Genomic DNA, 14,187 nt, shown 5'->3' with positions numbered 1-14,187 from the left:
GTATTCGCAAGCAGTTGCGCGACTCGGACAACCTACGCGATGCGGTAGAATTTGTTCTTAAACAAGCTGCGTCCTAACCAATGTGGCAGTGGCTATAAATCGAGGATCTGCTCCCAGATGCCACGCTCTTTCAATAGCTTAATCGAGAGATCGTAGAGGTTGATCTCCAAGACCTGGACTCCAGATTTCTCTAAGCGGTTGACTAGCTGCTTTTGAAGCCGCGCCACATCGACCGACACTATAGCCCGAAACGGGCAAATGAAGAACGGGACTTCATTACCCAGTCCCTGCTTCTGGAGAAAACGTTTTCCAGAGATAACTGAGAATAAGTCATGAAACCGTTCTTGTATATTTCCCTTATCGATCACCAGACTCATTGTGCCCATCCCTTCAGTTCGGCTTCAAAGGCTGGGAAAATTAGAAGGTTCTGACGGTGCTCTTCTGAAATGGTGCTAAGGAGCTGAGGGCTGAGCATGGCTGGATTGATCAGATTGTTAGAAGTCAAGAGATCTGCCTCTCTGAGCATTTTGAAGAGGATCTGCCGTGATTTTATTCTGGTTGCGGGCTTAATTTGGTCTAGTTCCTCATGCCACTCAGACTTCTTATTGAAGAAAAAATCAAAGTCCTCGTAATCCAGTGCGAACTGTAGGCTGATATATTTCTCCCTAACGATTTCCCTAGCAAAGTCCGCAATGAATTTATAGCGTCGGCAAACAGCCAGCCATAGGAGGTAGCTTTGCTCTTGGAAGGTTCCATGAGCAAGCAAGTCCAGCTCATTTTCATGGAGGGTTCTTAATCTAGAGCAAACCTCTCTACAAACGCGTTTAGAGGTATTGACTGTCCTAGACTGCAAAAGATTCTTTGACAGAACCATGTCCCGAACCAAGTTCCAGTCTTGAATTTCCAAGAACAGCACTGCAAGTTTCACAGATTCTTGGTAAAACAGGCTACCAGTGGTAAACGACATGCTGTATTTCTCAGTCTTCATTCCTGATTCCGGTCCTTTTTAACGTATCTGACAAGGTTCTTATTCAATCTCATGTATGAACGAAAGCGATAGTCTTGCTCATAACGTTTCTCTTTACTTGTGCTGAAGCACCTCAGCCTGACTTCGATCTCTGAGGAAAAAAATATTACACCTGCTCGTTCCCTGTTCCTCGCTTATTAAAGCAAAGCGATTTTCAAAGGTGCCTGGTTCAAAGTAGCGAGATGTATGACTTGCGAGCAACCAGCTCAGCCGAACGATTCCAGTTTAGAGGCTAAAAGCATCATTTGATCGCTACATAAGATTAAGCCAACCTAGGGATTAAGCTAGACCCGTCGGCAGGGTAGCCAGCGGGCTTGATTCAGCTCAATCCCAGCGCACGCTTGGTTCATCAGCCTGAGTAGATAGGCTTATGGTAAAGGAGAGATGCTCCCGAGTTATTAACCCGGCAATGTAAGTTGCGAAGAGAAGTGTAGTGTTTCTAAGGGTTCTAGCCCCAAAAATGTAGGATCAATAGTTGCCGGGTTAATAATATGGCTTTTGCCTCTTCACCATTCTTCTAAAAGGCATGCCACACGGACATTTTCCCTCTATCACTAGAGCAGAAATTCCAAAAGGTTTTTCACAACCAGGGCATTTTGAGAGGAGACGTAGGCGGTGCTTGTCACACCCTGCCGTTGACTGAAACTGCCATTCAAGTCGGTGATAAGGTTTCTCCACATAACAAGCTAAACACAGCCGGATCGGTTCTAGCTTTATCCGCTCGTCTTTAGAGGGAAGCATTGCAACCAGTTTCTCTACCTCTAACCCCACAAAGCTACAAAACTTTCGTATTTCTTCGTCACTCGGAAAAGGATTAAAGCGAAACTTTTCCCATCTGGTGAGTGCGATCCCTAATCCGATCGCCTGACTGAAACTACTGGGAGCAGATATGTTGACAGCCTCTTGAGAACGAAATCGCACGAGATAATTGGCAATACTCTCTCCCTCGTAAGGTTCAGGACACCAGCGTGGAAGGTCAAGTTCTTCGTTTTCCATAAGGGACTTCCAGAATTCGCTGACTCAATTTATAAATATTACGTGAGTCAGAGACTGAAAACTCGATAAGCCAACCTCTACTTCCTTACGCTTTATTCGGGATCATTCTCGACGAAAGCATCTTCTCAATACTGGCTTTGTCGAGCTGACAGGTTGGATTATCCAGCTTGAAAACGGCTATTTTTCGGAGGATTTCGTACAAAGGTTCAGCTTGACCTTCGCAACGGTGGTGAAGGAAATCAGCAACACCAGTCATGTTAACTAAATCTAGCTTCTGAGACCAATCACTCAGTACTTGGTTCTCCCAACTTGTGATCAACTGCTGAATCTCATTTCTTTGAAAAGCCTGATATTCATGAAAATCTAGGAAGGTATTGTAGATATCTCTATACCGCTTACCTCGACGATTTAGAAAACCACTAAAAATTTCACTCAAGAAGAGTGAGCCTGCTAAGATAACCGGAATTTTTAGCTTCCAGGTGAGCCTGACAATCTCGTTGTAAGATTCGTACGACAAACACCCCGCGTTACCAATAATCAAAAGCTTGACTCCAAAGGACTTGAGTGTGCCTAAAGTCCGCGATCTGATATCTTTTAGGGGTCCAATTTCTGCAAATGGACTGCCGAGGGATTCAAGGATAGCGATAAGCAGATCAATGGGGGAACCATGCTGTTCAACCTCGGCATAGGCAACTGGCATCGGAATTGTATAGAGAACTCCTTTTCTCCGCACATATTGAAGACGATAAAACTGACAAGCTTTCCGTAAGTCAGCGAAGCTAACGCCAACGATGTAACCGTTCGATCGAGAATCTCGTTGAGAATTGAGCCAAGTGAACAGTGCCAAATCGCGAGACACATGCTTGTAGGTGTCACTATTGCGGATGAGATCGACCGCTTGTTGGATTTCAGGCGATCGTTCAGGTTCAGCAAGGGGGCGAATTGGTGAAGGTTGAGGCACTGCAATGGGTTGCGCCCCAATCGCTGTTTGCGAACCTTCATCTATGGGTTGTGGAACTGCGTTAGACTGCACCATTGGAAGCTACCAGTTATCTTCTAAAAGTTGATTCCAATCGTAGGCAACCACATTGGATACGATCGGCGGCGAACTTGCTGGTTCATGGGTAAACTCTACAACACTGGGTTGAGATTGTTCAGTAACAGGTGTTGTATTTTCTTGAACCGTTGGCTGATTTTCAGGATCAGCATTTTGAGGAAACAACTCGGTTACTTTTGACTGATTCGTCTTTTGATTACGGTGTTGCTGAACGCCTCTACGCCGCTGCCGCTTGGATTTCCGCTTCTTATCAATGAATTCATATAAACCTAATCGTTCAGCCCAAATTGAGTTGTTGTCAACCGCTTGCCCTCGCTCACGCAGTTTTCGCTTCAGCCACTCTAGTTCTTCCAGGGAAAGTTGATCCTCTTTTGCATCCCTTGCCCGAACAGCACCAATAAACTCTCCTGGTTGACCGTGTTTTGGCAGAGTGTAAGCCAAAAGCGTAATGATATTGCGTTTGTCGTACCTGAAAGAAACCTCATCTCCCTCATAGTCAACAAGACAGTCTCCCTGATAAACTAACCCCTTAAACCGAAGACAGCCGCGCTTTTCAACCTTGCGATGAGCAACTTTCATGAGACAGATATCGAGGTCACGCTCATTCAATATCTCGGGATGTGCCAGAAGGTTGGCGTTCCATCGTTCCGCTCGCTTTTGATTGGCTACCCTCGGGTAATCATGCTGGTTGTAATGATCGGCAAAGTACTTCACTAACAGTTTCTCTAGCTCATCCAGTGTTAAAGATGCGTGCTTCTCAGCATCTTTGGGTCGTCCCGCCACGTTCGACCCAGTATAGCCAGGGAGATGAGATAAAACCTCTTTATTAATCTTGTCAAAAATAGATTCAATCAGTCCGCCTGCCGATGGAAACGCTCTCAAACGCCGTTTGAAGCCCATTTGCATCGAAATTTGCTTCAAGTGATTGGACTTGAACTCCTTCGCTCGATCAGTCAGCCAATACGCTGGCACCCCAAAAACGTTCCATGTCCGCTGAAGTTCGTACTCTGAGCCATACTGCTTCGGCAACATAGCATGACGCAAGGCTAAACCCGTTTCATGAGAGCCTGCTGCTTCAAATCCCAAGTGAAAACCCATGACACAGCCAGAATAACTATCTATGATCGAGGTCAAGAAAGGACGACCAATAATTTCTTCCTCTTTGGCATCCACCTGCAAAATCACGTCCCCATCCTCATCAACCAGCAAAATATCAAGTTTTGTGTGGTCACATTGCCACACTTGGTTGCTGTAAGTCAGTTCTATAATCCCTTCGGTGGTTTGAATAATTTGTCCTTCAGCAGGTGAACCTGGATGACGAACCTTCTTATTGGTTTGTTCAAGATGGAAATTAACGGCTTTGTAAACAGTGACATGAGAGGGGTATTTTTCTAGAATAAGGTCCTCAAGTACTTGTGGAAAGCCTTTGAAGCGATCTGCATATTTCTTGTCTCTCAGTGCTTCTCCTTGCGATGCAAGAGCCACTAAATGAACGTACACCTCATTAATATTGATTCGAGAGCCATCCCGTCGCCCCCACTCGTAGGTCTTCACTATAAATTTGAACCACTGGTCAGAGATCCGGAACTGTCCTTCGTCTTTGCGACCAACCGCAAGAGTAGCAACCCCTTCATTCTTGACCTTCTCCATCATCAACCGAATAGTTCGGGTGGTTTTACCTAAGGTCTCAGCTGCATGAAGAATTGCTTTCGTTCGCGCTTTTTTATCAGGGGCTTGGAAGATAGCGTCAATTAAATCGATTTTCTGTTGAACCTCTGGTGAAACTTCATTGGGAAGAATGTGAGGTTTCTGTTCCAGCTCCGCCCTTTCGGTAGAAGAGTGAGTTTCTAAAGAGGTGGATTGTATAGACATAACAGCTTTCCTAAAATGAGCCAGGAAAAGTGAAGTAGTTCAATTTAAAGAATATAGTAGCGAGTGTAAATTTGTGAAGTAGTTTGATTTAAAAGGAAGACGGAGAATATGAGGAGGGGAAAAAGCTTGAAGTTCCTACTGGGCAAGCCTCAAGACTACTTATGAGTTCGGGATAGAAAGTGAAATTAATTCTTTAAAGTGGAAATTAATTCTTTAATGGACAACTTCACCAGGAGTATGCCTCCACCTAAAGCCTTAATAGAGCGAGAGCATAACTTTTCCAAGCTCGATCGGAATCATCAGTATTCCACCACGGAAAAGTCATGCGTCTAGTGACCCATGTAGATGATACTGGCTTCAATTACGAACTTGGACTGGCATCACCAGATAAGTCATTTTGATGCTGCCCAAGGGAGACAAAATTGCAGGGCTTGTCGCTGTGTTGAGCTGCATTTGCACCTCAGAGGTCGCGATCGCTTTCAGTCCATCAACTAAATATTTGACGTTAAACGCCACATCTAGACTGTCTCCCGAAATCTGAGCAGGCATCGTCTCGCGACCGCTACCTACGTCTTGAGCATCGACTGAGAGCGTCAGTTCTTGATTTGAGCCATCTAAACTCAGCTTGACGATATTATTCTTCTGATCAGCCAGCACCGAGATCCGCTCTAAGGCACCCAAGAGAAGGCGACGATCGACCGTCATCTGATGGGTAAACTGCTTAGGAATCAGTTGCCGATAGTTGGGATATTGCCCTTCTAGCAATCGGCTGGTTAGGCGTTGGTCTGTCCATTCAAAAATGGCTTGCCCCTGATCGAACTGGACTGCAACCGAGCTGCCACCCTGTCCGAGCATTTTGATCAACTCCTGCAAGGCTTTGGCAGGAATCGTGACATTCAGAGCCGTCTCACTCTTAGAGCGGTCAGGCGAGGCATCTTCTTCGATCATCTGCACTACTGATAAGCGGTGTCCATCGGTTGCGGCAAACTCCAGCCCGTCGGGTTGCAGGCTGAGGTGAACGCCCGTCAACACTTGCTTCGTTTCATCCGCACTCGCGGCAAACAGAGACCCTCTCAAGCCGTCAATTAACGCTTCTGCCGAGAGAGTTGCGAGTTCGCCATCTTCAATCACGGGCAGTTCTGGAAACTCTTCGGCTCCCATGCCACGCATTTGATATCGCCCCGACGCACACGTTAGGGTCGTCAACCCCCCATCTGAATCAGCGCCGCTATCAAGAGTGATGTCTCCATCTGGAAGCCGAGAGACAATATCGCCCAACAGTTTGGCAGGAAGCGTCAGAGAGCCGCTCTCCTGCACTTGAGCCGCAAAACTTGTTTGAATGCCAAGGCTCAAGTCAAACGCGCTGAGGCTAACTCGCTGCGTTGCAGCATCGGCATTGAGCAACACGTTTGCTAAGACTGGGTGCGTAGGACGCGACGAAACCGCTCGGCTGACCAGCGAAAGATGAGAATTGAGGTTGTTTTGGGCGCAAACCAGTTTCATGGCAGTTGAGGGCTAAAGAAGGTGAGGGGTTGAACGCGATCGGCGAAGTTAATCTCTGAAGGATTCACTTCGCAAATTTTGTGAAATTGTTTTGTCTCGGAATCTTGTTTGAGCATAGTAGCACCCCTGTCTAGAACGTGCTAGTGGGCATCGAAACCACGGTTTATAAAGGGTTTGAGGGCTAAGATTGTTGAATAAATTTTTGCTAGAGAAACTGTGGAAACTGTGGAGAAGGAGTCAAAATGACGTTCAGAAAAGACGTTGGAGGCTCGATCGTCTGTGGAAAACTTGTGGAAAAGATTCTCTAAATCAGTATTTTTAAAGGGCTTTTTTGAGTTTTCCACGACAGCTAAGAAGTTTTCGATAGGTTTCCCACAAAGTTTTCCACAGAAAAAGCAGGGTTTTCCACAAGCCAAGTTTGATTCATTCTCTTTGATGAGGAAAATGAATCGGTACTAGCTCGATCGATGGGATTTTCTAAAGACCCCCTGTACTATTGAATCGTTATTTTCGAGATTGACTGGCTAGATTGATGCGATCGCCCAACTGTTTGAGCGTTTGCGCCATGCTGGGATCGTTGGTTTTGAGTTGAGCAATTTTGTCGCAGCTATACATCACGGTTGTGTGATCTTTGCCGCCAAACTCTTCGCCGATTTTTGGCAAACTCAGTTCAGTGTGGTGACGCATCAAATACATCCCGATTTGTCTTGCGACGCTGATTTCTCGACGACGAGAATTGCCCTTGAGGTCTTCGATCGGCACATTAAACGCATCGGCAACTGCCATAATCACCGCTTCTGGAGAGGCTTCAACTTTCTTAACGGGCGGATTCAGGACGGGAGCAATATTTTCGACGGTCATCAAGAGACCCGAAATCGAAATATATGCCACCGCTCGAATGAGCGCTCCTTCCAGTTCTCGAATGTTGGAGGTGTAGCTAGACGCGATGTATTCGATCACCTCTCGCGGCAGGCGCATATTTTCATATTCAGCTTTCTTTTGCAGAATTGCCATGCGGGTTTCTAAATCAGGAGGCTGAATGTCTGCGATCAAGCCCATTGAGAAGCGAGAGCAAAGCCGCTCTTGCAAACGAGGAATTTGGTTAGGCGGACGATCGGAGGCTAACACCACTTGTTTCCCCGCTTCGTGCAGCGTGTTAAACGTGTGAAAAAACTCTTCCTGCGTATATTCTTTGCCTTCGATGAACTGAATATCATCTACCAGCAGCACATCAACGGCTCGATAAAGCTCTCGAAAGCTCTGCATACTGTCTTTGCGAATCGCAGAGATTAAATCGTTTGTAAACTGCTCAGTCGAGACGTAAAAGACTTTAGAACTGGCGCAGATTTCTAAACGATAGTGCCCGATCGCCTGCATTAAGTGAGTCTTTCCCAACCCAACGCCGCCACACAAAAATAAAGGGTTGAACTCCCGTCCGGGTGACTCGGCAACCGCAAGAGAGGCAGCGTGCGCCATGCGGTTATTAGAACCGACGACCAGACGAGAAAAGACGTATTTTTGATTGAGGTCAGAATTCTGTGCGCGCTGCCCCGTTGGAGGTTCGGGGATGTTCACCTCGATCGGGAGAGGATAATACATATCGGCATCACCGAGCAGCGTGCCATCATCACCCTGAGCGATCGTGATGTGAATCTCAATCGGTTGCCCAACCACTTGCTCCACGACCTCTGTGATCGTCTTGATGTAATACTTCTGAATCCAATTCTTAGCAAACGGGTTAGGAGTGCGAATCACCAGACAGCCGTCTTCTAACTGCTCAGGAACGGCGGTCTTAATCCAAGTCTCAAACGTGGGGCGACTGAGTTGAACCTGTAACCGCTCTAAAACTTGCGCCCAGAGACTTTCGACCATCGCAATTTCCACGGTAAACCTCTACCACTAACCATCGAACCAATCAATCAGTCATCAAACTGCAGCTTGCCAACCCTGATGTCAGGGTAGAAGCGGATCAAAAGCATAGAACAATTTACTCTATTTTTTTCTGGATTTTACGATCGCCACAAACAGCAATATAAATAGAGACATCACTCTTGACTTCAACCCTCAATTAGCGGATGAAGTTTACGGTCTAAGATGGTGCTTATCACAACTGTCCGATCGTCCATAGAATCATAGAGACTAGATTCTCGACCATCTTTCTTAAATCAACCTTTTTGGAACCCTTGGTGAACAATTCCCCTCCCTCTTCTCGGCTTGACCTGAAAACGCTGTTTCCCTTTGAGCTAGATGACTTTCAGCTACAGGCGATCGCGGCTCTAGAAGCAGATAAGTCGGTGGTGGTCTGTGCGCCCACAGGCTCCGGGAAAACTCTGATCGGAGAATACGCCATTCATCGGGCGTTGGCAACTGGGCGCAGAGTGCTCTACACTACGCCGCTCAAAGCGCTTTCAAACCAAAAGCTCCGTGATTTTCGCAATCAGTTTGGAGCCGATCGAGTCGGGCTGCTGACTGGAGACGTGTCGGTTAATCGAGAGGCTCCGATTCTCGTGATGACGACTGAGATCTTTCGCAATATGCTCTACGGCACTCCGATCGGAGAAGTCGGAACCTCCCTCACAGGCGTAGAAGCGGTTGTGCTGGATGAATGTCACTATATGAACGATCGACAGCGCGGCACCGTCTGGGAAGAGTCGATCATTTATTGCCCCGCTGAAGTTCAACTTGTCGCACTCTCGGCAACGGTGGCAAATAGCGACCAACTGACCGACTGGATTGATCGCGTTCATGGACCGACAGAATTAATTTACTCCAACTATCGTCCGGTGCCGCTTCACTTCTCATTTTGTAACCCTAAAGGTTTGTTTCCTCTGCTTGATGACACTCAAAAGCAGATTAATCCTCGCCTTAAAATTAAGCGCAGCCAGCACCGTCCCAAAGGAGCGAATCAACGGGGGGCACCCAGACCCGAAGCCCCTCCGATCGCCTTTACTCTCAGCAAATTGAGAGAAAAAGATATGCTGCCCGCTATCTACTTCATTTTTAGCCGGAAGGGTTGCGATCAGGCAGTGACAAATTTGGGAGCCTTATCGCTCGTCAATGATGCTGAAGCTGCGCTTTTGAAGACGGCGATCGATGAGTTTCTCGCCAAAAATCCTGATGCCGGACGCGCAGGACAAGTAGAAGCACTCTATCGAGGCATCGCTGCCCATCACGCCGGAATTCTCCCCGCTTGGAAAGGTCTGGTCGAAGAATTATTTCAACAGGGTTTAATTAAAGTGGTGTTTGCCACCGAAACCCTGGCAGCCGGGATCAATATGCCCGCACGGACGACGGTGATTTCCAGCTTGTCTAAACGCACTGATTTGGGACATCGACTCTTAAATCCCTCCGAGTTTCTTCAGATGGCGGGTCGGGCAGGTCGGCGGGGCATGGACAAGGAAGGCTATGTCGTCACCGTCCAAACTCCTTTTGAGGGAGCCAAAGAAGCTTCCTATCTCGCTACATCAGAGCCTGATCCCCTCGTGAGTCAGTTCACTCCCAGCTATGGGATGGTGTTGAATCTGCTGCAAACTCACACGATCGCAGAAGCCAAAGAGCTAGTTGAGCGCAGTTTTGGACAATATTTATCGACGCTGTATCTGCGTCCTCAACAGCAGGAAATCGATCGCTGCAAAGCCGAACTGAGTCAGCTAGAGGCGCAAGTCGCTTCTGTCGATTGGAAGCTGATGGCGCAGTACGAGAAATTACAGGGACGCTTGAAAGAAGAGAGTCGTTTATTAAAAACTCTGCAAAGTCAGGCAGACGAGATGCACTCAGGCGAACTGGCGATCGCCCTCTCTTTTGCCGTTGCTGGAACCCTTCTCACCCTCAAAGGTGAACACGTTCGCATGGCAAATCCGCTTCCCTCCGTTCTGGTGATGAAGATTCAAGGCTCTGGGCAGTTTCCCTATCTCGTCTGCCTGGGTCAAAATAATCGCTGGTATGTCAGCACTGTTTCTGACGTGGTAAATCTCCGGGGCGACATTCCTCGAATCCGTGAAGTCGATGATTTGGTGCCACCTTCAGAGATGCCGCCCAAACCGGGGCAGTCTCGCAGTGGCAATGAGCAGACCGCCGCGATCGCTAACCGCATCCCCAACGCCCCCGGACTCGCCGATGACGATCCTGAAGTCTACGCCCAATTTCAGCGCGTGAAAGCGGTTGAGGCGCAAATGGATGCTCATCCTGTCAGTCAGTGGGGCGATCGTAGCTATTTGCTCAAACGTCAAAAGCGCATTGAGACTCTCAGAGCAGAAGTGCGCGATCGCCAGGGCAAATTAGAGCAGCAAGCCCAGCGTCACTGGGAAGAATTCACCAATCTGATCGACATTCTGCAACACTTTGGTTGTCTCCAAGGGCTAGTTCCCACACCGCTCGGTCAAGCCACCGCCTCTATTCGAGGCGACAACGAACTTTGGCTAGGGTTAGCGATCATGTCGGGCGAGTTTGCCCCCCTCGATCCCCATCATTTGGCGGCTGCCTGTGCAGCGCTCGTTACTGAAGTCTCGCGCCCCGATAGCTGGACTCGCTACGACATCTCAGGAGACGTTGAAGAGGCTCTAGGCGGGCTGCGGAACATTCGTCGGCAACTCTTTCAAGCGCAGCGACGGCACCAGGTCACACTGCCCGTTTGGTTAGAAGATGAACTGATTGGATTAGTCGAGCAGTGGGCACTCGGCGTTGAATGGACAGAACTCTGTGAAAACACGAGCCTTGACGAAGGCGATGTCGTACGAATCTTGCGCCGAACTTTAGATTTTCTGTCTCAGATTCCTCACATTCCTCACATCTCAAAAACGCTTCAGATCAATGCAAATCGGGCGATTCAACTCATCGATCGCTTCCCCGTCAACGAAGGAGTCGAATAATCAGACAAAGGAACCACTCCGTGCCTTCCACGCAGAAGCTCTATCTTTAAATACACGAGCTTAATACACGAACTCCAGATTGAGGAAACATCCGTAACCTTGAGGAGAGAAGTCTGGCGTTGCTGAATACAAGTGTGAACTGCCTTCCTCACGAAGTGGGACGAAGCCCTCCCCAACCCTTCTCCTTGGGGAGAAGGGAGCTAAAGATCTTGTCCCCTCTCCTCTGGGGAGAGGGCTAGGGTGAGGGTCAATCCGGAAATTCATCCATCAATTCAGTAACGTCAGAAGTCTTTTATCAAAATCAAACTACCAGAATTAAGAATAATTGAACCATCTCTTGAGTCAAATACTGTAGCGGTGGTTAGCTGCTTGCACTGATCTCATGGTATTTTTTGATCTCCGTATAAAGCCCGATTTTTTCATGAAGATGTTTCCTCATACTGGGAGCGAAGCACTAAAGCCGTTTAGCGTATTTAAGTGTCAGACAGGCTATTAAGGTTTTTTATACATCTTGGCTCTACTGATATTTTTACTATTCATTTTTATAGAGTTTTTTCGCCGTGAATGACCTGAATTTGGAGCGACCCAGAATTCTTGTGGTAGACGACCATTCGTCAAGTCGTATGACTGCCGTTGCTCTTTTGTCTGTCGAGGGCTATGACGTAGTAGAGGCAGAAAGCGGAGCAGCAGCCCTCGCACAAGTCTCCAACACAAATCCTGACCTGATTTTGCTCGATGTGATGATGCCGGGCATGGATGGCTATGAAGTCTGCCGTCGTCTCAAAGACGATGAGCACACGCGCCTAACTCCCGTGGTTTTTATCACGGCACTCGACGATCGTCGCGCCCGTCTGCGAGGCATTGAGGCGGGAGGAGATGATTTTCTAACCAAACCGTTTGACCAGCTAGAACTGTCTGCCAGAGTCAAATCTTTGATTCGTCAAAAGCGACTGAATGAGGATTTAGATCACGCTGAGAAAGTGTTGTTCTTGATCGCTCGCACCGTCGAGAGCCGCGATCCCGACACTGGCGGGCATTGCGAACGCTTAGTGACACACGGCAAAGCCTTTGGAGATTATTTAGGGCTGTCTCGTCCCGAAGTCCGAGATTTGATGTGGGGCGCTTATCTCCATGACATTGGCAAAGTTGGCATCCCTGATGCAGTGTTGCTAAAGCGGGGAAAATTGACCGCTGATGAATGGCAGATTATGCGGCAACACGTCTTGATCGGTGAGCAGATCTGCTTACCTTTGCGAACGATGCGCGGAGTGGTGCCGATTATCCGCCATCATCACGAGCGATGGGACGGTTCAGGTTGCCCTGATGGCTTGTCGGGTCACGAAATTCCTTACATCGCTCAAGTTTTTCAGGTGATTGATATCTATGATGCTCTGACGAGTGAGCGCCCTTATAAGAAAGCCTTTTCACCCGAAGAAGCATTAAAAATGATGAAAGATGAAACCCTCAAGGGATGGCGTAACCCTGAACTGACCGAACAGTTCAACTTATTCATTCAAACGACCAAAATTAAACAAGCTGCCTTAAGCGGTTGGTTTCAGAAATATGTAAACACTGACCATCGCGGTTAAAAAGCTTCTAAACAAACTATCAATCTCGTTAAGCTGTATAAGAGTTATCTATCTCTTAGCAAACGTTGCTCTAGAATTGAGTTAGAACCATCTGAGAATCGCTATAAACTATTTGAGCAACAAGCCTGATTTCCAGATCATCTGCGTTTCAGAGGCTGCTTTTCTCATTTGTTAGGTGAAGTCTACTGGAGGTGTCAAATGTTAGTCATCCTTGCAGGCGATCGCATTCTCTCGCCCCAAAAAGTCTGCAAACATTGTGTGATGGCAGACCAAAGCGGTCAACCTCGCTGGAGCCACGGAGAGCTTCGCTGTGGGCACGCTATTCGTAAGCTAACTGAGCAGCAGCCTGATCAGTTTGAGTGTCAAATGGGGTTTCGAGTTGCTGAGATTGATTAAGTAGACAGGCGCAATCAAAGTCAACGTGTGAAGATGAACTTCGGCTCCGTCCGATCGTCTAGAAGTGCTGGCTTTGAGCGTTGAGCAGAGCCGAAGTGCGTCTTCCAGCTAATTTCAGTCTACTGACTTAGGCGATCGCAGACATCAAGCAATTCTTCCCTTAGTCACTTTAAGCGCTAAAACAAGTGATAAAAATAGAGTACAACATGCTGCTGTTACCAGGGTTTCTTCTATTTTTGGCGATACAAACACGATAAAACCACGTCCCTTGATTAAAGCAGAGAAGCTTGAGACACAAAATGGCATGAGATAGAGTCTGAAGATTTGCCACCGATCTCTATCACTACCCTTACGAGAAGAGACGCTTAACACTAACCCTGTACCGATCACAGCGCTGATGCCGATCGAATTACTCCACAGTGTCAGCGAGGGATCAAAATAAAAACAAACCGTTACGACATACCAAATGAGATAGCACCAGAGAACCGCTTTATCTAATTTGATTGCACAGAGATATTGAATCAGTCGTTTCATACTAGACCTCCTGCGTAAATCTGGACAGCCCTCCTCGCGAAGTGGGACGAAGCCCTCGCCAACCCTTCTCCCTAGGGAGAAGGGAGCTAGAACCTCTTGTTCCCTCTCCTTGGGGAGAGGGCTAGGGTGAGGGCGAAGGATTCGTGCAGGAGGTCTATTGAAGTTAGGCTTAGACACCCAGCGAGCTGTACAGCGCTCCTATGTCTAGGAAGGCAGACACCAAAGTTTCGCGTTGCTTTTAACCGTTCATATCTGCTGAAGTCATTAGAGGGGAACGGCTACAGTTTGCTTTACTGAATCTAGAGGGTTCAGAGTGTTAGAAAATTTGCGTTATTCTGGGCTAAA

Annotated in this window: 11 protein-coding genes; 3 read left to right on the top strand and 8 right to left on the bottom strand. The window is 47.6% G+C overall.

The annotated features are described in order from the left end of the window. Positions 1–92: 92 nt before the first annotated feature. The 7 genes from A8707_RS06900 to dnaA all read right to left on the bottom strand — a co-directional run bounded on the left by A8707_RS06900 (position 93) and on the right by dnaA (position 8,339). A complete protein-coding gene (locus tag A8707_RS06900) occupies positions 93–377 on the bottom strand; it encodes a hypothetical protein (protein ID WP_197484660.1) in 285 nt (94 codons plus the stop codon). Continuing rightward, positions 374–988, bottom strand: coding sequence for a DUF1819 family protein (locus A8707_RS06895; protein WP_068816054.1), 615 nt, complete (start codon positions 986–988; stop codon positions 374–376). The genes A8707_RS06900 and A8707_RS06895 overlap by 4 nt, the downstream gene beginning before the upstream one ends. 522 nt (positions 989–1,510) lie before the next feature. Beyond that, positions 1,511–2,023 (bottom strand): TniQ family protein, encoded by a 513-nt coding sequence (locus tag A8707_RS06890; protein WP_068816053.1) that lies wholly within the window; start codon positions 2,021–2,023, stop codon positions 1,511–1,513. A gap of 85 nt (positions 2,024–2,108) precedes the next feature. Beyond that, positions 2,109–3,059: a TniB family NTP-binding protein gene (locus A8707_RS30585; protein WP_068816052.1), complete on the bottom strand. Its 951-nt coding sequence runs from the start codon at positions 3,057–3,059 to the stop codon at positions 2,109–2,111. Positions 3,060–3,065: 6 nt separating this feature from the next. Continuing rightward, entirely contained in the window at positions 3,066–4,952 is a 1,887-nt protein-coding gene (locus tag A8707_RS06880; RefSeq protein WP_068816051.1) for a Mu transposase C-terminal domain-containing protein, read from the bottom strand. A gap of 357 nt (positions 4,953–5,309) precedes the next feature. Continuing rightward, positions 5,310–6,455: a DNA polymerase III subunit beta gene (dnaN, locus tag A8707_RS06875; RefSeq protein ID WP_068816050.1), complete on the bottom strand. Its 1,146-nt coding sequence runs from the start codon at positions 6,453–6,455 to the stop codon at positions 5,310–5,312. Between the two features lie 504 nt (positions 6,456–6,959). After that, entirely contained in the window at positions 6,960–8,339 is a 1,380-nt protein-coding gene (gene dnaA, locus A8707_RS06870) for a chromosomal replication initiator protein DnaA (RefSeq protein WP_068816049.1), read from the bottom strand. Positions 8,340–8,641: 302 nt separating this feature from the next. Here dnaA and A8707_RS06865 point away from each other — a divergent pair, with 302 nt between their 5' ends. The 3 genes from A8707_RS06865 to A8707_RS06855 all read left to right on the top strand — a co-directional run bounded on the left by A8707_RS06865 (position 8,642) and on the right by A8707_RS06855 (position 13,308). Then, entirely contained in the window at positions 8,642–11,323 is a 2,682-nt protein-coding gene (locus A8707_RS06865; protein WP_068816075.1) for a DEAD/DEAH box helicase, read from the top strand. A 560-nt stretch (positions 11,324–11,883) separates the two neighbouring features. Continuing rightward, positions 11,884–12,912 (top strand): response regulator, encoded by a 1,029-nt coding sequence (locus A8707_RS06860; RefSeq protein WP_068816048.1) that lies wholly within the window; start codon positions 11,884–11,886, stop codon positions 12,910–12,912. A 198-nt stretch (positions 12,913–13,110) separates the two neighbouring features. Beyond that, positions 13,111–13,308, top strand: coding sequence for a hypothetical protein (locus A8707_RS06855; RefSeq protein ID WP_068816047.1), 198 nt, complete (start codon positions 13,111–13,113; stop codon positions 13,306–13,308). 144 nt (positions 13,309–13,452) lie between these two features. Here A8707_RS06855 and A8707_RS06850 read toward each other — a convergent pair whose 3' ends face one another. After that, positions 13,453–13,842 (bottom strand): hypothetical protein, encoded by a 390-nt coding sequence (locus tag A8707_RS06850; protein ID WP_068816046.1) that lies wholly within the window; start codon positions 13,840–13,842, stop codon positions 13,453–13,455. Positions 13,843–14,187: the final 345 nt, after the last annotated feature.

Source organism: Phormidesmis priestleyi BC1401 (assembly GCF_001650195.1).
GTDB classification, from domain to species: Bacteria; Cyanobacteriota; Cyanobacteriia; order Leptolyngbyales; family Leptolyngbyaceae; genus Phormidesmis_A; species Phormidesmis_A priestleyi_B.
This window is presented reverse-complemented; position numbering and strand designations above follow the sequence as displayed.